A 22,955-nucleotide genomic window follows, 5' to 3' on the forward strand; every position below is an offset into this window, starting at 1 on the left:
AGACTGCGCCAGCCCTTTTCGAAGAAGATGGCAATGGCGCAGGCGGCGATGAGGCTGGTGTATACCACGAGCCACAGAATGCTCGAAGGCGTTTCCAGAAGAAGGAATGGCGTTCCAAGCCCGCCGGCGGTCGCGATGATCGCGAGAACCACATCGGCTTGTCTCAGAGAAAGAGCGAAAGAGAGCGCCGTAACGCCGGTCATGAGTGTGAGAGCGACCGGGTACGAAAGAAGTTCGTACAGCTGAAACGCGGAAAACAACGTGATGTACAACGTGGCGATGCCGCCGCCTACCAGCACCTGACCGTATCGAACGCGGCGGCTACGGATCCGAGCTCCGAAGACGACCAGACCCATTCCAAGAACTGCACCGAATGCGACGCGGACGACGGGGGTTATCCAGCCGCGATCGATCCCCCACTTGAACAAGAAGGCCAGTCCGATCAGAAGAAGAAAGATGCCGACCTTGTTGATCAGATCCTCGCTCCGGAGAATCTTCTTGATCGAGGCCATGGCGTCGCTGCCCACCGCCGATCGTGGAGGGCGCGCCTTCACCTGAGAAACGGGTCCTTTCAGACCTCGAAGCGACGGCTCAGGGGATGAATCTGCGTTCGCTGCACGCGGTCCACGCTCCACTTCAGGAGCAGGCAGAGCGGCTCCCGCGGCATCCGGCTGACCTCGCTCCAACATGCGGACCCTCTCCTCGAGCTCCGCAATGCGACGTTCCAGCCTGCTGTTGTCGTGAATTGTCATGCGATACCGGGGTGCAATCTGCCGTGTCAAGTACCGCACGCGCCGCGACAATAGCAACTCGCAAGGGCCTCAATACGCCCAACTAACTAACTCCGGAAAAAGAATGATTAGCAGCAGCCCTACGAGCTGAATTGCGATAAATGGCAGCGCACCCCGGTAGATATCGGCCGTCGACACTTCCGGCGGCGCCACCCCGCGCAGATAGAACAACGCAAAGCCGAAGGGTGGTGTTAGAAAGGACGTCTGGAGGTTCATTCCGATCATGACGCCAAACCACACCAGATCCACTCCAAGCAACGACGCTGCAGGAACCAGTAACGGAATGATGATGAAGGCGATCTCAAAGAAATCGATAAAGAATCCCAGTATGAAGATCGACAGGTTCGCGACGACGAGCAACCCGACGATGCCCCCCGGGAGATTCGTGAGGATCCCCTCAATCCAGAGATCGCCGTTGAGACCACGGAAAATGAGGGCAAAAGCCGTAGAGCCGATCAACAGGAACATCACCATGGACGTGAGGCGGGAGGTCTCGGCCATGGTACCTTTCAGTGCCGAAAGAGAGAGACGTCGATTCGCAGCCGCCAGAAGGATCGCGCCGAGAGCGCCGAGAGCGCCTGCTTCGGTCGGCGTGGCAATACCGGCGAAGATGCTACCGAGCACGATGAGTATGAGGGCGAGGGGCGGCAACAGCACGAATACAACACGTCGCAGCAGAGCACTCGTGCTCAATTCGCGTTCCGACTTCGGAAGCGCCGGAGCACTTGACGGCCGAACGATGGCGACGAGGACAGCGTACGCGGCGTACAATCCGGCCAGAATCAGTCCTGGAACGAGCGCTCCGACGAACAGGTCGCCCACGGAGATCCCAAGCTGATCGGCCAGCACGACCAGCACGACGCTGGGTGGTATGATCTGACCTAGCGTGCCGGAAGCCGTGATCACACCTGCCGACAGTTCCTTCGAATATCCGTATCGAAGCATTACCGGAAGAGAGATCATTCCCATCGCGACGACCGATGCTCCTACAACTCCGGTCGCAGCCGCCAGCAGGGCACCGACGAAAACGACGGCCAGAGCGAGACCGCCTCTCAGGGGGCCAAAAAGCAAACCGATGGTTTTCAAAAGATCCTCGGCCAGCCGGGATTTCTCCAACATCGATCCCATGAAGATGAAGAACGGGACGGCGAGCAGCAGGTAGTTCGACATCACGCCAAACGTCCGCTCGGGCATGGCGAGCAGCAAGCCCCAATCGAGGAGGCCTGCCTCCACGCCGATGAAAGCGAATAGCAGAGCGGTCCCCCCAAGCGCGAACGCCACCGGATACCCTGAAAAGATCAGGAGGAGAGCTGCGGCGAACATCAGGGGAGCCAGCACATCACCGCTCATACGTGGCCTCCCGACGATAACGGTTCCGATGCGTCCTCGCCGGCATCATGACCGGTGATAATGGCGATCTGCTTGATGAGCATTGAAATGCCTTGCACAATCAGCAAGGCAAAAGCGATCGGGATGATGCTCTTGATCGGGTAGCGCGGAAGGCCACCCGGGTCCGGAGAGGCCTCCAGAACGGCCCATGAATTGCGCACCGCCGGCCACGACACCACAATCATGGTCACACAAAACGGAAGCAGGAAGAGGACGGTACCGGCGATGTTGATCCAAGCCCGACCGCGTCGTGACAGCCGACCGTAGAACACGTCGACTCGGACGTGAGCGTTGTCCTTCAGGGTGTACGCCGCTCCCAGCAGAAACACCAGACCAAACAGATACCATTGCAGCTCGATGTAGGTATTGGAACTCAGGCCCAGTCCGGTGTACTTGTCAAGATATCTGACAACCGCGTTGAAGCTGCCGACGATGACCATCGCCAGGGTTAGCCAGTAGACGACGCGACCGGTTCGTTCGCTGAATCGGTCAATACTGTCGGAGAGCTTGAGCCAGAACCGCATGCGGAATCGGTTGAAGACGGGAGCGCGATCTCCAATTTACGGGGCGAGCCGAAAGTGTGCGCCCGGATACTAATCGTCGCTGGAATCGGGGCCGTACTTGCGCAGTCGCTTCTGAAGGTCCTCGCTTGCGTCGCGCTTTCGCAGAGTCGAAAGACGTTCTGCGATCCGCTTCTCGTACCCTTCGTCGGAGGGCTGATAGAAGAACGTACCCTGCATCTCGATCGGCAGATACTGCTGCGGTACGTAGTGCTCGCGATAGGCGTGGGGGTACAGGTAGCCTTTGCCGTGTCCAAGCCCCTCTGCGTCGCGATTGCCGTCCTTCAGCGGGTCGGGGATCTCTCCACTTTGCTCGTCCTCCACATGACGGAGAGCATCAAAATAGGCCAGGGATGAATTGCTCTTCGGCGCGGTAGAAAGGTAGAGGCAGCACTCGGCGAGCAGGAATTGCCCTTCGGGCAAGCCAACATATTCGAATGCCTGAGCGCACGCCGTTGCCATTCGAATGGCGTTGGGATCTGCCAGACCGATATCCTCGCCGGCGAAGATTAACATGCGGCGAAAGATGTACCGGGGGTCTTCTCCAGCGTATACCATGCGCGCCATCCAGTAGAGGGCAGCGTCGGGATCTGAACCCCGCATGCTCTTGATGAACGCGCTTATGGTGTCGAAGTGTGCATCGCCCTCCTTGTCGTACAGCACGGCCCTGCGCTGGATGCTGTCTTCGGCCACCGAGACGTCGACATGAATGGTGCCGTCGGAATCGGCTTCCGTTGTTTCTACGGCCAGTTCTAGGGCATTCAGAAGCGACCGTGCGTCGCCGTTTGCGGTGTCGACCAGGTGGCGTGATGCATCGGGATCGACGCGGACAGTCAGGGTTCCGTATCCGCGGTCGTTGTCGTGAAGGGCACGCTTCATTACGTCTTCGAGCGCGTCACGGTCGAGCGTCTTCAATTCAAACACTCGGCTGCGGCTCACCAGCGCCTTGATAACCTCGAAGTACGGGTTTTCGGTTGTCGCGCCAATGAACACGACCGTGCCATTCTCGACATGAGGTAGAAGCGCATCCTGCTGGGCTTTGTTAAATCGATGCACCTCGTCGACGAACAGGATTGTGCGTTGCTGGTGATGTCTCAGGCGATCGTTGGCGTCCGCGATCGCCTGGCGGATGTCCTTTACGCCAGCGAGTACGGCGTTGAGAGTGGCAAAGTAGGATGCCGTTGTGTTGGCAACGATTCGTGCGAGAGTGGTCTTGCCTGTCCCGGGTGGGCCAAAAAGAATCAGTGACGTGAGGCGATCGGCCTCGATCGCTCTTCTCAGGAGTTTGCCTGGGCCGAGGATATGATGTTGACCTACAAACTCGTCGAGCGACCGCGGTCTCAGTCGGTCGGCAAGGGGTGCTCGTTGGCGGCGTACGGCTTCGGCGGCCTCGTCGAAGAGGTTAGACATTTTGCTGTTGGATCAGTCGGATCGTGTGTACGATCCGTATGGTACGTGGGTCCGCAAACGGTGCAGAGATTGATCCGGCAGGGTGTGATTTGGCGGGGTTGCGTTCAATGGGTTAGACTGTCGTCGGGGCGGAGGAGCGGCGGCCCCCGGCGACTCAGCCGACTCAGCGCATCGCCCCAAACAGGTTCTTCATCCCTTCCTCGAACAGCACCGCCCCACCCTGAGACGGATGACGCACGTAGGTGCAATCCGCTCCCAGGTGCTCCAACTGATACTGAGCCTTTCGACCCAGCGCAATAACTATCCCGGGTTCCACAACTTCCAACACCGCGCGCGTGAGCCACGCAAACCCTTTTAACTCGGAAGTTCGTGGAGTCCGAATAGACATGGGCTCCCCAACCCGATGCGGATGAAACGGCACGGCGTTCCACGCGATAAACCCCGGGAAATACGGGGCCATCACCCTCCAGAAAATCCGCGCACTGTACTCCCTGTGAGGCAGATCACCTTTGCCTGAGACCCTGCCAGCTAACGGAAAATCAGCATCTACCAACTGCTCCTCACTGGTGATCGGAACGCCCGAAAAACGACAACCCCACGGACCCGGCGCCTCCGCAATCACGACGACCTCGGGACGATCACGGTATGACGCCAGATATCGCTTAAGATTATTACCGCGCTCCAACGCCGCCCCGGATCGATCTACATCCGCATCCTCATCGCCGTATGGGTTGAAGAGGTCCTCGGTCGATGGAATGGTAAAAAGCCGCTCGTGACAGATCTGGTATATGCCCGCAAGCGCACCCGGCTCCCGCTCCGACCTCGTCAAAGCTTTTCACCACATCGGCGACAGAATTTCGCATCCAGGTCGTGACTCCCAGCTCCACAACCCGAACACGCCATAGCCACATGATGCCCCAGATCCTTGCGCGTTAACTCGGCCGTAACAATCCCGGTCGGTACCGCGATGATCCCGTAGCCCATTATCATCACAACCGCAGCCAGCGCTTGCCCGAGATTGGTCTGAGGGGAAATGTCCCCGTATCCCACGGTGGTCAGGGTTACAATCGCCCAGTAAATGCCCCGCGGAATACTCGTAAAGCCGTTTTCCGACCCTTCGATGAGATACATCAATGAGCCGAGGATGACAACAAGCGTCATCACCGCGAAGATGAAGATGAGGATCTTGTGCCGACTCGCACGCAGGGCCCGCACCAACACGTCGGCCTCCGTAAGAAACTGGGCCAGGCGCAAGACTCGAAACACCCGGAGAATCCTGAGCAGACGGATGACGAGAAGGAACTGCGCACCGGGAAGCAGGACACTCAGGTATGTCGGGATTGTGCCGAGAAAATCCACGACCCCGAAGAAACTGAATACGTACCCCAGAGGCGACTTCGCGGAATAGAGTCGCAGTATGTACTCTATTGTGAAAAGGACCGTAAAGATCCACTCGGCGATGATCAATGCCCGGCTGTACTCAAGCCGTATAGTGGCGACGCTTTCCAGCATCACGGCAATAACGCTCAGAACGATCACCGCGATCAGTCCAATGTCAAATGCCCGGCCCTTCGGAGAATCGACTCCGAAGATCACCTCATTGAGTGCGCCCCGCAATCCGGGTCGCGGAGCGTATTGCTTTGGCGGTACCGTCCTCAGCATGGACAGCCCCTCTCGTTTCGCCGTTCGTACACAGCCTTTACGTCAAGAATTGTGATAGAGTATAACCCACAACATCGTCGGGGTTCTGCCCACACGGAAATCCAAAATTATTTTCTCAATATTACACAACCGCGGCATTCGAGCCGTATCTCATTGCGTACTATCTTCATTCGGTCATTCTATTTCAGCAATAACGCCTGAGCGTGATATTATGGACCCTGCCAAATTACACCTGAACGGAAAAGACTATGAACTCCCTGTCGTAGTTGGGTCGGAAGGTGAGGTCGGCGTAAACATCAGGTCACTGCGGAGCCAGTCGAAGGCGATTACGCTCGATACCGGATATGGCAACACCGGGTCCTGCGAGAGCAATATCACATTCATTGACGGCGAGAAAGGAGTCCTGCGATACAGAGGATATCCGATCAAAGAGCTTGCCGAACAGGCATCTTTCACGGAGATCTGCTATTTGCTGATCAGAGGCGATTTGCCGACTCATGATCAATTCGATGTGTTTCGCCACCAGATGACCCATCATAGTATGCTCCACGAGGACATGAAGAAGTTCTTCGAGGGGTATCCGGCGAGCGCTCATCCGATGAGCGTCCTGTCCGCAATGGTCTCCTCCCTCGCAGCCTACTACCCGACCTCCGTCACACAGGCAGATCTGGATCTGAATATCATCCGCCTGTTGGCAAAGATTAAGACGATCGCCGCTTTCTCATACAAGAAGTCCATCGGCCAGCCCTACGTCTACCCACGCAACGACCTGAGTTACGCGGGAGACTTCCTGCACATGATGTACTCTGTTCCGCCCGAAGAGTACACAGCACCGCCCGTGATCCTGAAAGCGCTGGATATGTTGCTGATTCTGCACGCCGACCATGAGCAGAACTGCTCGACGTCAACCGTCCGCATGGTGGGTAGCAGCGGCGCCGATCTGTTTGCGTCCATGTCGGCCGGCATCAGTGCGCTATCGGGCCCGCTTCATGGAAAGGCGAATCAAGAGGTCATCAACATGCTGGAGATGATCCAGGCTGATGGCGGCAACTACCAGAAGTACATCGACAAGGCGAAGGACAAGGATGATGATTTTCGCCTTATGGGTTTCGGCCACCGCGTGTACAAGAATTTCGACCCGCGTGCACAGGTGATCAAAAGTTGGGCCGACCAGGTACTCGAAATCCTCGGCGTCGACGATCCTCTGCTTGAAATAGCAAAGAGACTGGAGGAGTACGCGCTGCAGGACGAGTACTTCGCTGAACGGCGACTCTACCCGAATGTCGATTTCTACTCCGGAATCCTGTACCGGGCGATGGGCATTCCGACCGACATGTTCACGGTCATGTTCGCGATGGGACGGCTGCCCGGATGGATCGCACAGTGGCTGGAAATGCGAAGTGATCCGGCGGGCCGCATTCACCGTCCGCGACAGATCTACACGGGCCACAAGCTGCGTAGCTACACGCCGATCGAACAACGTCATCCCGGGAAAGTGTCCGCCCTCTAGATCTTCGCGATCAACACCGCGTGGCCGTCGACGATCGGCTACAACTGCTCGCCGAGTTCGGAGAGAAGTTCTTTTCGAACTTCGTCGGGAAGACTGTCCACGTCTACCTCTTGTACAGCGGGAACGAGTTTGACTCTCCTGTCGCTATCCGGACGAGCATACCTCGACCAGACCAGGTAGGCGACACCCGTCGCCGCCGACGTTGCCAGTAGTGCTCTGATCAACCGCTTCATCTTCGCCCCTCCTCCTGTCGTAGTTGCGTGGAATCCGTCTTTGTTTAACGCTTGAAGCCATAAATGTTTAAGTTCGCTTCAAGAACAGACTTCCGGCCTGATACGTGCGAGGTCTCACGTTGCCGTGAGTGACGACAAGAACTTGAATCTTGCGAAGCAGATAGCGTCCGCCGCCGCGGACCTATATCATGCGATCCTCGAGAGCACAAGTACGGGAATCGTGACGGTCGACGAGGACGACCTGATCGTGTACGCCAATCAAGAGGCGTGCCGGATGTGGGGGTACGAGCCAGGCGAACTCATAGGCAACCCCATCTCCCTGCTCCTTCCGACGGTCTCCGACCCACTTTCAGTCCACGGCCGCCCACTTCGAAGACTGCGATCCATCATCGGTAGTGAAGTAGATGTCGAGGGTAAATCCCGGGAAGGCAAACAAGTCCGTGTGGCGTTGAGTGTGCGGGAGACAACGGTCGGCCGGTCTACTCTCTACACTGCGGCACTTCAGGATATCTCCGACCGACTCCGTTATCAGGACGCACTGATCGATGCCCGTGAACAGGCTGAGGAAGTGACTCGCATCAGGACCGCTCTCCTTACGAACGTGGGGCATGAGATCAGAACGCCACTGACCGGCATCAGGGGGTTTGCCGAGATTCTCATCGAAGAGAGCGAGGGGACCCAGCGAGAGTTTGCACAACTAATAGAGAAGAACAGTCGGCGACTGCTCGACACGCTCAATTCGGTTCTCGAACTGGCCCGCCTCGAAGCCCCTGTGCTCACTACGTCAACGACCAGGATCGACCTCGTACAGACAATGCGCGATGTGGCCGAGATTATCGTACCAACTGTTCCTGCTAATTCCGTGGAGTTCACAGTCGAGTCGACGCACGCTGGAATTATCGTGGACGCCGACCCGGAGAGCGTCTACTCGGTCCTGTACAACCTGATCGGTAACGCCGTGAAGTTCACGTCGAAAGGCCACGTCCGGGCTTCGCTGTTCGCCTCACCAGAGCAAGTGCTCCTTATCGTCGAAGACACGGGAGTCGGCATCGCAAGCGATTTCCTGCCCAGACTATTCGACGAGTTCAGTCAGGAGTCTACGGGCCTGACGAGGGACTTCGAGGGAAGCGGACTGGGCCTCGCCATCACGCGTAGAGCTGTGCAGATACTTGACGGGGACATCGGTGTTCAGTCAACCAAAGGGGAGGGCACCCGGTTTACAGTAACCCTGCCGATGATGGCAGAGGTGCGCGGCGAGCCGATTTTCGAGCGTGTGGTCTAGTTTAGCTTCGGAGTCCACAACCCTTCTCGGAACACGTGCCGAATGTCCTCCAGCACTTGGATGTCGATCATCAGTGACTCTCCAGCGGACAGGTCGACGCTCTGGACCGGCGCAATCCGCAGATCATAGTTTTCCCATCCCATGAAGTCGACGAGAAGCTGCTGGAATTCCATGTCGACCATGCCGTCCATGGGGCCGCTGTAGAAACCTCGCTCGTGCCAGATGGCCTGAATTTCTGACGCAATTTCGGGAGTGATCGGACGCATGTCCGCTGCTTCGGACTGCGTGAAGTAGAGGTTGTTCAATCGATAGAGACGCTCCAGCTCGGCGATTGGCGTCGTGTGGTCGTACACCGAGATATCGATGAAATTGTCCATCCCGTCGTAGCCGGCTCCTTCACGAACGACGAGCAGCGCCGCGCTCTGCTCTCCACGCTGATCTCCCCCGGCCTTGCCGCCCGCCACCAGGGCTGCCATCAACCGATCTGCCAGCGCACCCTCGGTGGCTTCAAATGCGTCGGCCATTGCGAGCACGGTCTCCTCGGAGACCAGAATATTCCCCTGAACCGTGTAGTTGCGGCCCGTGAGAATCTGTCCTCGGACGGCTATCGCAGCTGCACCATCAGCCTGTCCGACACGTCCGCCGGCCCAGTCGAAGCAACCGGTGCCCGTCCAGGACGCGGCATTTCCTCGAGCATCAACGATCCCGACCTGGCGCTGCTGGCGGTCCGGATCATCTCGCATGACAATCCGCAGCGCCTCCTCAGCCGTCGCCCCCTGCTCCATGAGATCCAGGCCCTTTATGGCATAGTCGAGTTCCGCGAAGCTCTGCGTCGCGACCGCTCCCACTCCGGCACGGGCCCACGGCACAATGGGCCTGACATTCGGAAACTTGCTCTGGACCGCGACACCCAGCTCACCGGTGTCTGGATCAAAGCCAACGACGGAAAATGTGCTCACAAGAGGTGCGTCAGTGCCTGTCCGACCAGACACGCCCATGGCAGTGGCCAGGACGATGGACGCGATTAGCATTCGGTGCATGAGGGAATCCGTTTGATTACAGCCGCCTGAGCTCGACGAAAGGTGGGCACCATGATGAACAAAGACAACCGCCAGACCACAAACAAATCGCCTTTTGCATCGTTCTTTCGATTCTGGGACAAGGCAGCATGAGACTCAGCAACAACATCCTCTATATCGCAATCATCGTCGGCCTGTGTGGTAGTGCACACGCCCAGGCTGACTATGCGTTCGAGATCGCCCGGGTCAAATATGCCGGTGGTGGCGACTGGTACAGTGACCCCGGGTCGCTGACCGAGCTTCTGGAGTTTGTCCGAGCCGAGACGCTACTTGATGTGGCGCCCCGTGAAGCGGTGGTAGAGCTCTCTGGCGACAAGCTGCATGCATATCCCTACCTGTACCTGACCGGCCACGGCAATGTCCGGTTCTCCGATGAAGAAGCGCTCCGCCTTCGCCACTATTTGTTGGGAGGCGGTTTCCTTCATATAGACGATAACTACGGACTGGACGCCCACATCCGGCGCGAACTGAAGAAGGTGTTCCCGGATCGGGATCTGCGTGAACTCCCCTTCAGTCATCCGATCTTCAGCATCCACTTCTCGTTTCCTGCGGGATTGCCGAAAATCCATGAGCACGATGGAAAACCTCCGCAAGGCTTTGGGCTTTTCGATGATTCGGGTAGACTATGCGTATTCTATAGCTACGAAAGCGACCTCGGAGATGGCTGGGAGCCGGCCGATGTCCACTCCGACCCGCCGGAAAAGCGGACAGCCGCACTCCAGATGGGCAGCAATATTCTCACGTACGCGATGATGCACTAAACAGGCAATAATTCGATTATTGCCCCGGAGGATACATCCATGAAGTGGCTGTACTTGGCGTTCTTTGTGTGCCTCGGAGTCCTGTTCTTTTCGAATCCGGATATGGACGATTTTCGGCCCTTCATCAAGGAGGAAGCCCGAAAAATCATTCAGGACCAGGTCGGTGCTCCGGGTCTTGGAGACGTCCTGTCCGGTGCCGGTGCCGAGCTGGCAGAGTCGTTTGTGGACAACGTGACGAAGCGAAAGAACTACTATTTGTTCAGCACATACGAGATAGACCTGACGCCCCGGAACAGGTCCGACGAGGCGTATACGTTTGTCGGGATCGGAGGTAACTTCATCAGTTTTGACAAGTTTGATCCGAAACGGCGCTAAGGATTGCGGTCGCTCACATGCGCCTCTAACTTGCCCTGTCAATCATTCCACACTTCTCTATGTCACAGCTGCGAATACAGGATCCTGAGATCTTCGGCGCTATCGAGAAGGAAGTTCACAGGCAGAACGAAGGCCTGGAGCTGATCGCATCCGAGAATTTTGTTTCCAGGTCCGTTCTGGAGGCGATGGGCTCACCACTGACCAACAAGTATGCCGAGGGCCTTCCCGGCAAACGCTATTATGGTGGGTGTCAGTTCGTCGACCAGGCAGAGGACATCGCGCGCCGTCGTGCATGCGAGCTATTCAAGTGCGACTGGGTCAACGTGCAGCCACATTCCGGTGCGTCCGCAAATGCCGCCGTATATCTCACACTTGTTGAACCGGGCGACACGTTTCTTGGATTGGACCTCGCGCACGGCGGCCACCTGACGCACGGAAGCCCCGTCAACTTCTCGGGGATCTTGTATCACGCCGAATACTACGGCGTAGAGCCCGACGGACCGCTGGCGGGTCGTATCGACATGGATCGCGTGCGCGACAAGGCCCTTGAAGTACGCCCCAAGATGATATCCATCGGAGCCAGCGCGTACCCTCGTGACTTCGACTATGTGGCGTTCCGCTCGATTGCCGACGAGGTCGGGGCATTCCTTTGGATGGACATGGCGCACACGGCCGGTTTGATTGCGGCCGGCATTCTCAACGACCCGTTACCGCACGCCCACGTCGCATCGACGACGACGCACAAGACGCTGCGCGGACCTCGCGGTGGCATGCTCCTGATTGGACGCGATTACGAGAACCCGTTTGGAAAGGTGGCCCCCAAAAGCGGGCGCGTGAAGAACATGAGTGAGTTGCTAGACTCGGCCGTGTTCCCCGGTATGCAGGGCGGACCGCTGATGCACGTCATTGCCGCCAAGGCCGTCGCCTTTGCTGAGGCGCTGCAGCCGTCCTTCAAGGACTACGCGAGACAAGTGATCACCAACGCGGCCACAATGTCCGACGCCTTCATGGAACTGGGATACGACGTCGTTTCCGGCGGCACGGACAACCATCTTATGCTGATCGATCTCCGTAACAAGGGCCTGACCGGAAAGGAGGCTGAGGAGACGCTCGGCCGGGCGGAAATCACGGTCAACAAGAACATGGTGCCTTTTGACGACAAGAGCCCCTTTGTAACGAGCGGGATACGTGTCGGTACGCCGGCAATGACGTCTCGTGGCTTCGGATCCGACGAGTTTCGCGAGGTCGTCCACCTTATTGATCGCGCATTGACAAACCGCGGAAAAGAAGACGTACTCAGTAAAGTGAAGGGCTCCGTTCGCGATCTGTGCGATAAATTTCCACTTTATGATTTCGTTGTTGCCTGAATGCACTCTCCAGCCATGAAACGAATCGACCGAATTTGAGCGTCGACGACCCGTCTCACACTGCACGATATGCCACACGACAGCCTGAGCCCTGAGGTCTACACCGAGCTGGTTGAGCTGGGCCGCCGACTGTACGAGCGGTCGCTCATCCGCAAGGCGCAGGAGGAGATCACGGATCCGCGGGGCCAGCCCATCGGCTGGTTGCTGGATACCCGCATGCCGATGCTGGAGAGCCGGACGTTCATTGAGGTCGGCGCGGTTCTGGCCGAGCGGCTTTTTGCCAAAGGCATTCATCAGGTAGCCGGGCGCGGCTTCGGAGCGTACGCGATCGTCGGCTCCATCTTGAGTTGCACGGACCACGGCACGTTCAGAGGTGGATTTGTACGAGAACAGCGCAAGAGATACGGGCGTAAGCGGCTGGTTGAAGGCCCTCTGCACCTCGATGAACCTGTGGTCGTGGTCGACGATATTCTCAACAGCGGTCACAGTACGCTGCGCACGGCATCGCTCCTGCGCAGCGAGGGCTACCGCGTGGAGGGAGCCCTCACCCTGTTTAACTTCACCTGGAGCGAAGGCCGACGACTGCTTGAGACGAATGGCCTGTGGGTCGACTCGCTACTCGATCTCAATCTGAAAAGCGCCGGACCCAGCGAATCGGATTCTCCACCCCTGTCCCACGAGCATGAAGCCCATCCTGAAGAGACGGATATGGCGAGGTAAGTCCCGAAAGGACGCGTTGCCCGCTCCCGCGGGCTCCGACCAGCATGACCTCGCCGAAATGTCGTTCCTCGAACACCTCGAAGAATTTCGCTGGGCACTGATCAAAGGCATCGGCAGCATCGTGGTGGTCACCATTGTCTGCTCGTTCTTCAGCTCATGGATCATCGACGTTCTGCTCATGGGCCCGGCGAAGTCCGACTTCTTTGTGTACCGGATACTCGGCATGGAGGCGGAAGAGCTTGTTCTCCAGAATCGAACGATCACGGGTCAGTTCTTCGCCCATATCGGGACGATCATCGCGGTGGGCATCGTTCTTGGATCGCCCCTGTTCGTCTACTTCATGTGGCGCTTCATGGAGCCCGGCCTCTACCCGACCGAGAAATCAGGACTTCGGTTCGCTGCCGCGTTCGCGACGATCTTCTTCATGCTCGGGATTGCCTTCGGTTACTGTGTTGTGACGCCGTTTGCCCTTCAGTTCTTTGCCAACTACCAGATCTCCGATCTGATCATCAACGAGTTCGATATTACGAAGTACTTCGGCATGGTCACGTTCTGGGCCTTCGGTGCCGGCGTGCTGTTCGAACTACCCGTTGTCGTCTATTTCCTCGCCAAGGTGGGCATCCTCACCCCTGAGATCATGCGAAAGTACAGGAAGTATGCTCTCATCGTGACACTCATTCTTGGGGCGTTTTTTACTCCGCCGGACCCTGTTTCGCAAGTCCTCGTGGCCATTCCGCTTCTCATTCTGTACGAAATGTCGATCCGCGTCGCTGCGGTAGTGACACGCAGGCGTGAGAAGGAGCTTGAAGCGGCCCTGGCGTGAGCAGTTTTTGCGGCATGAATTGAACCGCACTGGCAGCCCGACGTACGCTCGAATACCCTCCAACCCATCCCTGCAAAAGATGATTAAGAAGCACCATGCGTGGGCGGGACTCGCCGGAGTGCTCATCGTTGCATCGTTCCTTGCCGGAGCATTCTGGCCACGTGATGATGACTTTTTCGCCATCAGGAAGAGCTTCGAGATTTTCGGCGGTGTGTACGAGGAACTCGTCGCGAACTACGTTGACCGTGTGGATCCCGAGCGACTCATGAGAACGGGCATCGGCGCGATGCTCGAAGAACTGGATCCGTATACCGTGTTCTTTGATGAAGCCGACAACGCGGATATGGACATCATCACGCGCGGCTCATACGGAGGAGTCGGGCTGAACGTGGGATTGAGAAACGGACGAATCACCGTCATTGCACCCGTGGAAGGGGCAAGCGGATACAAGCAGGGGGTACGTGCCGGCGACGTGATCTCGACGGTCGGCGGTCGCAGCACAAGGGACCTTTCGCTGTCCGACGTACAGACGCTGATGCGCGGTGAGCCCGGAACGACCGTGGACGTTTCGGTGGAACGAGAGGGCGTCCCGGGTGGGCTCGATTTTGTGTTGACCCGCGAGCAGGTCAAGCTTCACAATGTCACCTACTCAGGGTTGATTCCCGGATCGCGTGTGGGCTATGTGAAGCTCGAGCGATTCGCTCAGGGTGCCGGCCGGGAAGTCCGCGATGCGATCAACGGACTTCGCGAAAGCGGCGAACTCGATGGTGTTGTCCTGGATCTTCGTGATAACCCCGGTGGTCTGCTGGACGAAGCCGTAGAGATTACGGAGTTGTTTGCCCCCAGGGGCGCCACGATTGTGTCCACGAGCGGACGCCAACCCGAGACCAAACGAGTGTATGCGGGTCGCAAAGCGCCGCTCGTGCAGGACACGCGGCTCGCGATTGTAACGAACGGCGTCAGCGCCTCTGCTAGCGAGATCGTGGCAGGTGCTATGCAAGACCTCGACCGCGGCGTAGTGGTCGGCACGACGACGTTCGGAAAGGGGCTAGTCCAGATCGTTCGCGGCCTGCCGTACAACACGTCGCTGAAGCTCACAACTTCGCGCTACTATACTCCAAGCGGACGGAGCATTCAGTCCATAGCATACCGTTTCGGCCACGACCCGCATGAGCTCCGGCGAGACTCTACTGAGGCCCGGTACAAGACATCCGGCGGTCGCCCTGTGCGAGCCGGCTACGGTGTCGAACCTGATGTCTCAGTCAACGACGAGCCGTCTGCGCTCGAGCAGGCACTGAGAAGACGTGCGGCATTCTTCTTCTTTGCGAACCACTATGCCGCCGCAGAGCCAACGGTACCCGAGGATTTCCAACCGGATGACAGACTTATCCGGGACTTCCGCGACTGGCTCGCAAGGCAGGATTTCACGTACGAATTGCCCATCGAGCAAAAGATCGCGGCGATCGAATCGACGTTGACGGATGAAGGTCTCCAGGAGGTACGCGATGAACTCGACCAGGTGCGGTCGGCCGTTGGATCCATCAAGGAACAGGAGTTCGACAGGAATCGTGACCGAATTGGCGAGCTTCTGCGATCAGAAATTGTCTCTCGATATCATGGTGAGCGGGCACAGATCAGGTCATCTATCGCCACGGACGCCTTTATCCAGGAGGCCGTGCGCGTCCTTACCGACCCGGATCGGTACAACGCGATTCTGAGCCCCCGGTAGTATGCTTCCTCTGGACCTGGTGCTTGTCCTCGCTGGTCTTGTCGGCGGGTTTGCGGCCGGCCTCATCGGTATTGGCGGTGGAATCGTCTTTGCCCCTGTCCTCGTGTTGTACTTCCAGTCGGCCGGCGTTGCTGACGAACTGGTTATCCCCCTGGCGATCGGGACAAGTCTGATGTGCACGCTGCTGACTTCTCTCGTCAGCGCGCAAAGCCACTACTCGAGGAATGCGGTGAATGTGAGGATAGCAATCGCTACCGGGGTCGCCAGCGCGATCGCGGTGCTGCTCACCACGACGCTTGTGACTACCCAGCCCTGGTATGACCGTCAAGTATTCGCGATCGCTTTCAGCGCCATACTCGTCGTAGTGGCAGTGCGGATGCTTCTGGACAAAACGCCGCACGAACCACAGGCAGGTCCATTACCGCCTCGATCAACATCCGCGGTCCGCCTGACGCGACTCGCGGCCACGGGATCAGTCGCAGGCGTAGTGTCAAGCGCGGTCGGAGTCGGTGGTGGGGTCGTACTGGTGCCGGCCTACAATCGCCTTCTGAAACTCCCGATGCACGTAGCCGTGGGCACATCGAGTGCCACCATCATCCTCATTTCAATCTTCGGCGTAGCATCGTACGTGGTCCAGGGGATGGGGGACGCCGCCACCGCCTCCTCTCTCGGTTTTGTCGATCCGCTGCGTGCTCTCTACCTGAGCATCCCTGCCGCCCTCACGGCCAGGGCCGGCGTATGGGCCTCACACCGAATTAATCAACGCCGACTCCAAAAGGGCTTTGCGGTGTTTGCAATCCTGGTTGCAATCCGCCTTGTAGTCGGTGCCCTTGTCGCATAGACGACCGCACAAACAAGAAAGGGGCGCCCGCATTCTGCGACCGCCCCTTAAACTTGATCTGCCTGGACGTCAGTCGATTACAAACGTCACCTTGCAATTGACGCGATACTTCTCCACCGCACCGTCCTTTACCATCGCCTGGATCCCGTCAACGTAGATGCTTCGCACCTTTCGTACGGTCTTGGCTGCGGTCTTTGCCGCCTCCTCAATGGCCGCTTCGACGGTCTTCCCCTCTGCGATGAGTTCAATTACTTTTGCTACTGACATATTCCTGCTTCCTCAGCTTGTTACGCTAACGGGTTTTCCGTCTCTAGTAGTTTACTCCTCTACCCAGACCCTTGGCCTGCTTGACCCAGCCATCGACCTGCGAAAGCGCGGGTAGCTGACGAACCAACTTTTTCTTGCCGTTCACCTCAGCCATCTTGGCATGCAGATTGGCAGAGCTTCTCTTCGATAGCTCGACCACCGTATCGACACCAGCCGCCTCGAGAAGCTCAGCATACTCGCCGCCGATTCCCTTGACACGCATGAGATCTGCGTGATTGACAAAGCGAAGAAGTTTCTTCGGATCCATGTTGATGGCTTCCGCCAGCTGCTTGCGACCGGCCGGCGTAGATCCCTTCTTCAGAAGTGCCTCAACGGAGCCGACGCCTGCCTTCTTGAACTTCTTGGCGGCCACCTCTCCCACGCCTTCAATTGTTGTAAGTTTTGCCATGGTTTCCTCCAGTTGGACGGCAAATGATCTTGTGAATTTCGTAATGCGGAATTAACCAAATAGCACCATGCAGTGCAATACGGTCGAGCAAGCTTATTCGGCTTTTAATACATCAACACCTGCTCACAGTCGACCACAATCTCAGTAATTCGCAGAGTGCTCATTTCGTCTGGATTTTGCGAGGCTGATATTTGTGTTGCCTCCAGGGGATGGTATACTTCCTCTGACTCTGGATGGCCAGATTACTTGTTCACTAGGAGAGGAAAAGACAGATGGGAATTTTTAGTTTTCTGAAGGCAATCGGCAAGAAAGTGCTTCCTGGTCGCGAAGCCGAAGAGATCACGGCCGACATTCGAGAATCCCTCGGACAGCAGGTGGAAGACCTTCAGGTATCGTTTGACGACGGCACAGTGACCATTTCCGGCAACGTGGACTCTCAGGCCACCAAGGAAAAGGCAGTTCTCCTGGCCGGGAATGTAGAGAGTGTTGAGAAGGTCATCGACCATCTCATGATTGAGGTACAGCCCGTCTTCTACACGATCCAGAAAGGCGACTCTCTCTCGAAGATCGCTCAGGCCCAGTACGGGGACCCCATGAAATGGAACGCCCTGTTTGAGGCCAATCGCGAGGTCATCAAAGATCCTGACCTCATCTACCCCGGTCAGCAAATTCGTATTCCCGGATTGTAGTTGATCGTGCGAATCTCCGGGTCTGTAGTATTTCCCGGTTGATAGCCACCGAAGAGCGTGCCGTCCTTGTTGCGGCACGCTTTTTCGTTTATCCGAAAACCCGATGCACACCACCTGCGGTCGCGAAACCGGCAACTGTGAGGACTCGTAAGCAGGGCGTCCGTATCACATACGACCGTCCGAAGCCACACAGATGATCAGTTTCAGAATCTCCATTACCACGTTCCTCCTACTTCTGGGATGCGGCAATAGCGCGAATTCACAGGAACACGCTGACACGACCGGCACGGGCACCGAGGTTTCCGCCACAGTTGCAGATGCCAATGTGTCAATCAGTCAGTCGCGCCAGACGGCTATAACCGCGGCCGTTGCCAACGCGTCACCGGCCGTTGTCAGCGTCAACGTGATCGAAGTTCAACGCGTGCAGGTGCGAGATCCGTTCTCCGACCTGCTATCGGATCCGTGGTTTGAACAGTTCTTTGGCCGCAGGAGGTCACGAGAATATGAGCGTCAGCTCAAGGGTCTCGGCTCCGGCTTCGTCATCTCTTCAGACGGTTACGTCGTAACAAACGACCACGTCGCGGGACGAGGAACCAAGATTACCGTCGCGTTCCCGAACGGCGAGACGTATGACGCGTCAATCGTCGGCACTGATCAGCCGACCGACCTGACGCTCCTGAAGATCGACGCCGGGAAGCCGCTTCCGTTTCTTGAATTCAGCGCTGAGGAAAACCCTGTTGTTGGCGAGTGGGCCATTGCTCTCGGTAATCCTTTCGGCCTGTTTGAAGCGTCCGATCCGACCGTCACGGTTGGTGTTGTCTCAGCCATCGATCGCGACTTCTCAGTCCAGGACGGTCGCGTGTATCGGGACATGATCCAGACCGACGCTTCCATCAATCGCGGCAATTCCGGCGGACCGCTCATCAATGCGATCGGAAAGGTTATCGGGGTCAACACTGCCATAATCGCACCCGGTGGCGTCGGATCGATCGGACTCGGGTTTGCCGTCCCCGCTACAAGAGCCGTTCGTATCATCGAGGAATTGAAGACCACCGGCTCAGTTGACCGATCGTACTACACGGGCCTGTATGGTGTGGATGTTAACCAGCGCATTGCGCGAGCACTCGGGCTTCAAGCACCAACAGGAGTGTTCGTGCAGGACATCGATCGTGACTCCCCGGCCGAACGGGCCGGCTTTCGGACGTACGACGTGATCGTGGCCATCGAGGGCGAAGCGGTGTCGAACAGGAATGATTTTGTGGCCAGACTCTACGACTTCCGCCCCGGAGACGCCGTCCGCTTCGACGTTGTCCGTGCCGGCGAACCAGTGCAGTTATCCATGAGCCTGGGTCGAAGCAATCAATAGCCCCCAGGGGCTCGAACAGGTTGAAGATGTTCAGATGGCCTTCGGCGGCTCTTGTCATGGTCACGGTGCTCGTGGCGGGCTGTCTGCCCTCCTCGTGCCGACGAATTGAGATCCGCGCGCTCTACCCTGCCGATTCCCTATCGCGTCAGATTGCCTCAGGAATTGTACCCGATACACTCGTCCTGAAGTCATCCTATGCGGGGACGAACGACGAACCCCTGGAGTATATCCGTAGCCTGTTGTTCGCGGCAGATGGCAAGGTGTTCGCGGCCGATGCCGCCCGCGGAACCGTGATTGAGCTCGATCGCGACGGACAGCATGTTCGTACAGTCGAGAGTGATCTCTTTTCCTACCCGTATCTCGCCGGTGCGTCCGGTGACAGCGTGTTCGTCTTCAGTCCGGGTCGGCACCGTGTGCAGTTAATCCTTAACGGGAAGGTGAAGGACGCGGGCACGACACCGGTCGACATTCCTCTCAAAGGACTGCTGCAGTACGCATACGTCGTCAAGGGCACGCTGTACGCCAAGTTGCTGGGTGATGAATTCCCGGGAATGATCAGTCAGATTCCTGAGGAGGGTCCGGCCGTCAAGGTCGCTGAGCTTCCCGGACCCACCTGGAGGCACGCCGGTTTCCTGCGTAGCTGGGGAGACACCCTCGTAAGTCTGAACGGGTATCGACCGATCATCGACCTGCTGCTTCCGGATGGAAGTCGCGACAGCCTCCGACTGACCGGCTTCGACTCGCCAATGCTTTCACGGCTGCGCCTGTTCGAGCTCGGAGAGATCGATGCTCCCCCACTCCTCACAGCCTCGACCGCTCCATACAGAAATCAGCTTTTCGTCCTGAACATGAGGCCGGGGTGGCTGCGAATAGACGTTTATGATAGAAACGGTCAACTCACAGACGTGCTGACCGGGCCTGACCCCGGGTTCAATCGCGACTACTACCCGACCGACATTGCCGTTCGATCGTCGCCGGAACGCGGCAAGTTCGAGCTGGCGGTAGCGATTCTTCGTCCCGAGCCAAGGATCGACATCTACGCGTGGAGCAGAGGCCGTTGACATCAGTCGTCTGTTCCGCATCTCAGGGAACAGCCGAATACGCCTCGCGTGGTAGACCTCCCACGACCAAGATGAGATTGAGATGACGACACCGGTCCAGAATTGCACCACGCTAGGCGAGTTGAAAGTCGCCGGATATCGGCGGCGAAGCGTTAAGGACGAGATGCGCGCAAATCTCATCACGTCACTTAGAAACAGGCAGAACCTCTTTGATGGCATCCTTGGCTATGATGAGTCCGTGATCCCGCAGATTCACAATGCCATACTTGGACGTCACGACATGATCCTGCTTGGCCTCCGGGGACAGGCCAAGAGCCGACTGATCCGGATGCTCCCGAATCTGCTGGACGAGTACATACCAATAATTGACGGCAGTGACATCAACGACGATCCTTTCGCGCCGATCTCAAAGTATGGTCGCGACTGTATTGCCGAGGCTGGAGATGAGACGCGCATCCTGTGGCTGCACCGGTCGGAGCGCTACGGAGAAAAGCTTGCCACGCCCGACACCACTATGGCGGACCTCATCGGAGACATCGACCCGATCAAAGCTGCTCATCGGCGACTGACGTACGCCGACGAAGAAGTGATCCACTTCGGTATCATTCCTCGAACGAACAGGGGCATTTTCGCGATCAACGAGCTACCGGACTTGCAGCCTCGAATACAGGTCGGCTTGCTCAATGTCCTGGAGGAGCAGGATATTCAGATCAGAGGTTTCAACGTTCGCTTTCCGCTCGATCTGATGATGGTGTTTACAGCGAATCCAGAGGACTACACGAATCGCGGCAATATTATCACGCCCCTCAAGGATCGCATCGACAGCCAGATTATCACACACTACCCGCGCGAAATTGAAACCGGCATTCAGATCACCAGACAGGAGGCGTGGGACGAGCGAGGGGATTTGGCACCGTCGGTCATTGTACCTCATTTCTTCCGGCAGATAATCGAAGAGATCGCCCGTGAGGCCCGCGAAAGCGAATACGTAGATCAGAAGTCGGGTGTCTCTGTACGTTTAACAAGAGCCGCGCTGGAGAACCTGATCTCGGCGGCGGAACGACGTGCGATCATCAATGGAGAGGACGAGACCGTCGTTCGTATCTCGGATCTTTTTTTCGCAGAACCGGCCATTACCGGCAAGGTGGAACTCGTGTACGAGGGCGAGCAGGAAGGTTCTCAGAACGTTGCGAGAATGCTGATCGGACGAGCAGTCAAGAAGGTCTTTGCCGAGCACTTCCCGGACCCCTCTGACAAGAAGTCGGGGCGCTCGCCGTACAAGCCGGTACTTGACTGGTTCGCGGCCGGAAACAGAGCAGCTATCGTACCCAATACTCCGTTTCAGTCTTATGTGTCGGCTCTTGACCAGATCGGCGGATTGAGAGAGGTGGTTCGCAACGTCTCGACCCCGGGTACCACCGCCGAGACCGCCGTGTCCATGGAGTTCGTTCTGGAGGCGCTGCATCAGCACTCGCTCGTCGGAAAAGACATCGAGGAGGACGGTCTCACATACTCGGACATGATGGGGTCCATGCTGTCTTCGCTTGGGCCCTTTAGCGATGAAGACGAGGAACAGCTACCCTTTGGATGAATCGTGGACCATCTGATGTCGGAGTCCTTTTCCATTCGGGAGGCTGTTCCATCGGATGCAGAAACGATCTGTTCTCTGATTCGAGAACTAGCAGACTTCGAGAGGCTCAGCCACGAAGCGCATCCTGACGCGTCGCTCCTCGCCGATCATCTGTCGCCCGATGCCTGCCCTCGCTGCGGCGCCCTCCTTGCTGAAACGACAGCCGGCACCATCGGCTTCGCACTCTATTACTACAAGTACTCGACCTTCCTGACGGACTGGGGTCTTCATCTGGAAGATCTATATGTCCGTCCGGAGTATCGACGACACGGAATCGGTCAGGCGCTATTGAAAGCCGTGGCAGGTTCGGCCACGAAGTTCGGATGCAGGCGTCTTGAACTGAGCGTACTCGACTGGAATCGTGGCGCGATCGACTTCTATCTCCGGCTCGGGGCCGTTCCACTCGACGACTGGACGACGATGCGTTTCGTCGACGGAGCCCTGCAACGTTTGAGTGACCCGTCTACTGCACCTTGACGACCTGGCCCTGTGGTGATATGCGCTCGCCCGGCCCTGGCGGCCGTGTAGGAAACTGGCTTACCGAGACGTTCGGATCGCGGTCCTTCGCAACGTAGTGCGTGTGACTCCCGTGCGGCACCTCGAAGTAGTGCTTGGTGTCGAACGTCCCGATCGATTCAAGGAATGCGATGACAATGAGGGCGCCAAGAAAAAGATATACGCCCAACTTCGTTTTGCCTTTCATCGGGTATCCGCACGGTTTGAGAAGACGAGTACGAATGGCGTATACCCGCAATGTGGGAAGGGTTTCCACCGTGGGGCACAGGGATGGGCGCCATAGACGCCCGAGTCTCGCTAATTCTCAGAGCCTTCATCCAGTCGGCGACCTGGAGGCCCGGCAATGACGGTCAGGCGGCCGTTATCTGCGCAGACTTCTGAGACATCGTGAAGGGAGCCCGAGACGTCCTTTCTTCTTTGCCAAGTATGCTCTTAATTAGGCGGTC

The 22,955-nt window shown here is 57.5% G+C and carries 24 protein-coding genes and 1 pseudogene; 14 read left to right on the forward strand and 11 right to left on the reverse strand.

Annotated features, from left to right (window positions below; all coding sequences use genetic code 11):
* From HKN37_07240 to HKN37_07265, 6 genes are all read right to left on the reverse strand, one after another.
* Positions 1–752, reverse strand: a 752-nt coding sequence (locus HKN37_07240) for a DUF2339 domain-containing protein (GenBank protein NNE46438.1), incomplete at its 3' end; no start/stop codon positions are given.
* A 69-nt stretch (positions 753–821) separates the two neighbouring features.
* Positions 822–2,141 (reverse strand): TRAP transporter large permease subunit, encoded by a 1,320-nt coding sequence (locus tag HKN37_07245; protein NNE46439.1) that lies wholly within the window; start codon positions 2,139–2,141, stop codon positions 822–824.
* Positions 2,138–2,704 carry a TRAP transporter small permease subunit gene (locus HKN37_07250; GenBank protein NNE46440.1) on the reverse strand — a complete coding sequence of 189 codons (567 nt, stop codon included), beginning with the start codon at positions 2,702–2,704 and terminating at the stop codon, positions 2,138–2,140. The genes HKN37_07245 and HKN37_07250 overlap by 4 nt, the downstream gene beginning before the upstream one ends.
* Before the next feature lie 69 nt (positions 2,705–2,773).
* Positions 2,774–4,150, reverse strand: coding sequence for an AAA family ATPase (locus tag HKN37_07255; GenBank protein NNE46441.1), 1,377 nt, complete (start codon positions 4,148–4,150; stop codon positions 2,774–2,776).
* Between the two features lie 163 nt (positions 4,151–4,313).
* The gene (locus HKN37_07260) at positions 4,314–4,940 is read right to left on the reverse strand and encodes a uracil-DNA glycosylase (GenBank protein NNE46442.1); all 627 of its coding nucleotides are present in this window, start codon (positions 4,938–4,940) and stop codon (positions 4,314–4,316) included.
* Positions 4,941–4,975: 35 nt separating this feature from the next.
* The gene (locus HKN37_07265) at positions 4,976–5,812 is read right to left on the reverse strand and encodes an ion transporter (protein NNE46443.1); all 837 of its coding nucleotides are present in this window, start codon (positions 5,810–5,812) and stop codon (positions 4,976–4,978) included.
* 211 nt (positions 5,813–6,023) lie between these two features.
* On the opposite strand from HKN37_07265, the gene HKN37_07270 reads away from it, so the two are divergent.
* Positions 6,024–7,322 (forward strand): citrate synthase, encoded by a 1,299-nt coding sequence (locus tag HKN37_07270; protein NNE46444.1) that lies wholly within the window; start codon positions 6,024–6,026, stop codon positions 7,320–7,322.
* Between the two features lie 38 nt (positions 7,323–7,360).
* Here the strand turns inward: HKN37_07270 and HKN37_07275 are convergent, their stop codons facing one another.
* Positions 7,361–7,555 carry a hypothetical protein gene (locus tag HKN37_07275; protein ID NNE46445.1) on the reverse strand — a complete coding sequence of 65 codons (195 nt, stop codon included), beginning with the start codon at positions 7,553–7,555 and terminating at the stop codon, positions 7,361–7,363.
* Between the two features lie 124 nt (positions 7,556–7,679).
* Here HKN37_07275 and HKN37_07280 point away from each other — a divergent pair, with 124 nt between their 5' ends.
* Positions 7,680–8,837 (forward strand): PAS domain-containing sensor histidine kinase, encoded by a 1,158-nt coding sequence (locus HKN37_07280; GenBank protein ID NNE46446.1) that lies wholly within the window; start codon positions 7,680–7,682, stop codon positions 8,835–8,837.
* Here HKN37_07280 and HKN37_07285 read toward each other — a convergent pair.
* Positions 8,834–9,877, reverse strand: coding sequence for a DUF1028 domain-containing protein (locus tag HKN37_07285; GenBank protein ID NNE46447.1), 1,044 nt, complete (start codon positions 9,875–9,877; stop codon positions 8,834–8,836). The two genes, HKN37_07280 and HKN37_07285, sit on opposite strands and share 4 nt — an antisense overlap.
* 128 nt (positions 9,878–10,005) lie before the next feature.
* Between HKN37_07285 and HKN37_07290 the strand changes: the two genes are divergently transcribed.
* From HKN37_07290 to HKN37_07320, 7 genes and pseudogenes are all read left to right on the forward strand, one after another.
* A complete protein-coding gene (locus HKN37_07290) occupies positions 10,006–10,677 on the forward strand; it encodes a DUF4159 domain-containing protein (GenBank protein NNE46448.1) in 672 nt (223 codons plus the stop codon).
* A 39-nt stretch (positions 10,678–10,716) separates the two neighbouring features.
* A complete protein-coding gene (locus HKN37_07295) occupies positions 10,717–11,052 on the forward strand; it encodes a DUF4359 domain-containing protein (GenBank protein ID NNE46449.1) in 336 nt (111 codons plus the stop codon).
* Between the two features lie 59 nt (positions 11,053–11,111).
* The gene (locus HKN37_07300; GenBank protein NNE46450.1) at positions 11,112–12,419 is read left to right on the forward strand and encodes a serine hydroxymethyltransferase; all 1,308 of its coding nucleotides are present in this window, start codon (positions 11,112–11,114) and stop codon (positions 12,417–12,419) included.
* Between the two features lie 69 nt (positions 12,420–12,488).
* Positions 12,489–13,055, forward strand: a pseudogene (locus HKN37_07305) (orotate phosphoribosyltransferase).
* 142 nt (positions 13,056–13,197) lie between these two features.
* Positions 13,198–13,962 carry a twin-arginine translocase subunit TatC gene (tatC, locus tag HKN37_07310; GenBank protein ID NNE46451.1) on the forward strand — a complete coding sequence of 255 codons (765 nt, stop codon included), beginning with the start codon at positions 13,198–13,200 and terminating at the stop codon, positions 13,960–13,962.
* Positions 13,963–14,041: 79 nt separating this feature from the next.
* Positions 14,042–15,691: a S41 family peptidase gene (locus HKN37_07315; protein ID NNE46452.1), complete on the forward strand. Its 1,650-nt coding sequence runs from the start codon at positions 14,042–14,044 to the stop codon at positions 15,689–15,691.
* Between the two features lies 1 nt (position 15,692).
* On the forward strand, positions 15,693–16,532 hold the full coding sequence (locus tag HKN37_07320; GenBank protein ID NNE46453.1) for a sulfite exporter TauE/SafE family protein: 840 nt from the start codon (positions 15,693–15,695) through the stop codon (positions 16,530–16,532).
* 69 nt (positions 16,533–16,601) lie between these two features.
* On the opposite strand, the gene HKN37_07325 is transcribed toward HKN37_07320, so the two are convergent.
* Together HKN37_07325 and HKN37_07330 are read right to left on the reverse strand one after the other, a co-directional pair.
* Positions 16,602–16,799, reverse strand: coding sequence for a dodecin domain-containing protein (locus HKN37_07325; GenBank protein ID NNE46454.1), 198 nt, complete (start codon positions 16,797–16,799; stop codon positions 16,602–16,604).
* A 43-nt stretch (positions 16,800–16,842) separates the two neighbouring features.
* Positions 16,843–17,247 (reverse strand): DUF4332 domain-containing protein, encoded by a 405-nt coding sequence (locus HKN37_07330; GenBank protein NNE46455.1) that lies wholly within the window; start codon positions 17,245–17,247, stop codon positions 16,843–16,845.
* Between the two features lie 272 nt (positions 17,248–17,519).
* Between HKN37_07330 and lysM the strand changes: the two genes are divergently transcribed.
* The 5 genes from lysM (at position 17,520) to HKN37_07355 (ending at position 22,470) form a co-directional block, all read left to right on the forward strand.
* Positions 17,520–17,936 carry a peptidoglycan-binding protein LysM gene (gene lysM, locus HKN37_07335; GenBank protein NNE46456.1) on the forward strand — a complete coding sequence of 139 codons (417 nt, stop codon included), beginning with the start codon at positions 17,520–17,522 and terminating at the stop codon, positions 17,934–17,936.
* 193 nt (positions 17,937–18,129) lie between these two features.
* Positions 18,130–19,302, forward strand: a complete 1,173-nt coding sequence (locus HKN37_07340; GenBank protein ID NNE46457.1) for a PDZ domain-containing protein — start codon at positions 18,130–18,132, stop codon at positions 19,300–19,302.
* A gap of 26 nt (positions 19,303–19,328) precedes the next feature.
* Positions 19,329–20,363 carry a hypothetical protein gene (locus HKN37_07345; protein ID NNE46458.1) on the forward strand — a complete coding sequence of 345 codons (1,035 nt, stop codon included), beginning with the start codon at positions 19,329–19,331 and terminating at the stop codon, positions 20,361–20,363.
* Between the two features lie 82 nt (positions 20,364–20,445).
* Entirely contained in the window at positions 20,446–21,954 is a 1,509-nt protein-coding gene (locus HKN37_07350) for a magnesium chelatase (GenBank protein ID NNE46459.1), read from the forward strand.
* 15 nt (positions 21,955–21,969) lie between these two features.
* Positions 21,970–22,470 (forward strand): GNAT family N-acetyltransferase, encoded by a 501-nt coding sequence (locus HKN37_07355; protein NNE46460.1) that lies wholly within the window; start codon positions 21,970–21,972, stop codon positions 22,468–22,470.
* Here HKN37_07355 and HKN37_07360 read toward each other — a convergent pair.
* Positions 22,457–22,696 (reverse strand): hypothetical protein, encoded by a 240-nt coding sequence (locus tag HKN37_07360; GenBank protein NNE46461.1) that lies wholly within the window; start codon positions 22,694–22,696, stop codon positions 22,457–22,459. The two genes, HKN37_07355 and HKN37_07360, sit on opposite strands and share 14 nt — an antisense overlap.
* Positions 22,697–22,955: the final 259 nt, after the last annotated feature.

This window comes from Rhodothermales bacterium (assembly GCA_013002345.1).
Classification (GTDB): domain Bacteria; phylum Bacteroidota; class Rhodothermia; order Rhodothermales; family JABDKH01; genus JABDKH01.

What these genes read in the sequence shown, in the direction of transcription:
- HKN37_07245 (NNE46439.1), bottom strand. Translation starts at nt 2,141, where the DNA reads ATGAGCGGTGATGTGCTGGCTCCCCTGATGTTCGCCGCAGCTCTCCTC.
- HKN37_07250 (NNE46440.1), bottom strand. Translation starts at nt 2,704, where the DNA reads ATGCGGTTCTGGCTCAAGCTCTCCGACAGTATTGACCGATTCAGCGAA.
- HKN37_07255 (NNE46441.1), bottom strand. Translation starts at nt 4,150, where the DNA reads ATGTCTAACCTCTTCGACGAGGCCGCCGAAGCCGTACGCCGCCAACGA.
- HKN37_07265 (NNE46443.1), bottom strand. Translation starts at nt 5,812, where the DNA reads ATGCTGAGGACGGTACCGCCAAAGCAATACGCTCCGCGACCCGGATTG.
- HKN37_07270 (NNE46444.1), top strand. Translation starts at nt 6,024, where the DNA reads ATGGACCCTGCCAAATTACACCTGAACGGAAAAGACTATGAACTCCCT.
- HKN37_07275 (NNE46445.1), bottom strand. Translation starts at nt 7,555, where the DNA reads ATGAAGCGGTTGATCAGAGCACTACTGGCAACGTCGGCGGCGACGGGT.
- HKN37_07285 (NNE46447.1), bottom strand. Translation starts at nt 9,877, where the DNA reads ATGCACCGAATGCTAATCGCGTCCATCGTCCTGGCCACTGCCATGGGC.
- HKN37_07290 (NNE46448.1), top strand. Translation starts at nt 10,006, where the DNA reads ATGAGACTCAGCAACAACATCCTCTATATCGCAATCATCGTCGGCCTG.
- HKN37_07295 (NNE46449.1), top strand. Translation starts at nt 10,717, where the DNA reads ATGAAGTGGCTGTACTTGGCGTTCTTTGTGTGCCTCGGAGTCCTGTTC.
- HKN37_07300 (NNE46450.1), top strand. Translation starts at nt 11,112, where the DNA reads ATGTCACAGCTGCGAATACAGGATCCTGAGATCTTCGGCGCTATCGAG.
- tatC (NNE46451.1), top strand. Translation starts at nt 13,198, where the DNA reads ATGTCGTTCCTCGAACACCTCGAAGAATTTCGCTGGGCACTGATCAAA.
- HKN37_07315 (NNE46452.1), top strand. Translation starts at nt 14,042, where the DNA reads ATGATTAAGAAGCACCATGCGTGGGCGGGACTCGCCGGAGTGCTCATC.
- HKN37_07320 (NNE46453.1), top strand. Translation starts at nt 15,693, where the DNA reads ATGCTTCCTCTGGACCTGGTGCTTGTCCTCGCTGGTCTTGTCGGCGGG.
- HKN37_07325 (NNE46454.1), bottom strand. Translation starts at nt 16,799, where the DNA reads ATGTCAGTAGCAAAAGTAATTGAACTCATCGCAGAGGGGAAGACCGTC.
- HKN37_07330 (NNE46455.1), bottom strand. Translation starts at nt 17,247, where the DNA reads ATGGCAAAACTTACAACAATTGAAGGCGTGGGAGAGGTGGCCGCCAAG.
- lysM (NNE46456.1), top strand. Translation starts at nt 17,520, where the DNA reads ATGGGAATTTTTAGTTTTCTGAAGGCAATCGGCAAGAAAGTGCTTCCT.
- HKN37_07340 (NNE46457.1), top strand. Translation starts at nt 18,130, where the DNA reads ATGATCAGTTTCAGAATCTCCATTACCACGTTCCTCCTACTTCTGGGA.
- HKN37_07345 (NNE46458.1), top strand. Translation starts at nt 19,329, where the DNA reads ATGTTCAGATGGCCTTCGGCGGCTCTTGTCATGGTCACGGTGCTCGTG.
- HKN37_07350 (NNE46459.1), top strand. Translation starts at nt 20,446, where the DNA reads ATGACGACACCGGTCCAGAATTGCACCACGCTAGGCGAGTTGAAAGTC.
- HKN37_07355 (NNE46460.1), top strand. Translation starts at nt 21,970, where the DNA reads ATGTCGGAGTCCTTTTCCATTCGGGAGGCTGTTCCATCGGATGCAGAA.
- HKN37_07360 (NNE46461.1), bottom strand. Translation starts at nt 22,696, where the DNA reads ATGAAAGGCAAAACGAAGTTGGGCGTATATCTTTTTCTTGGCGCCCTC.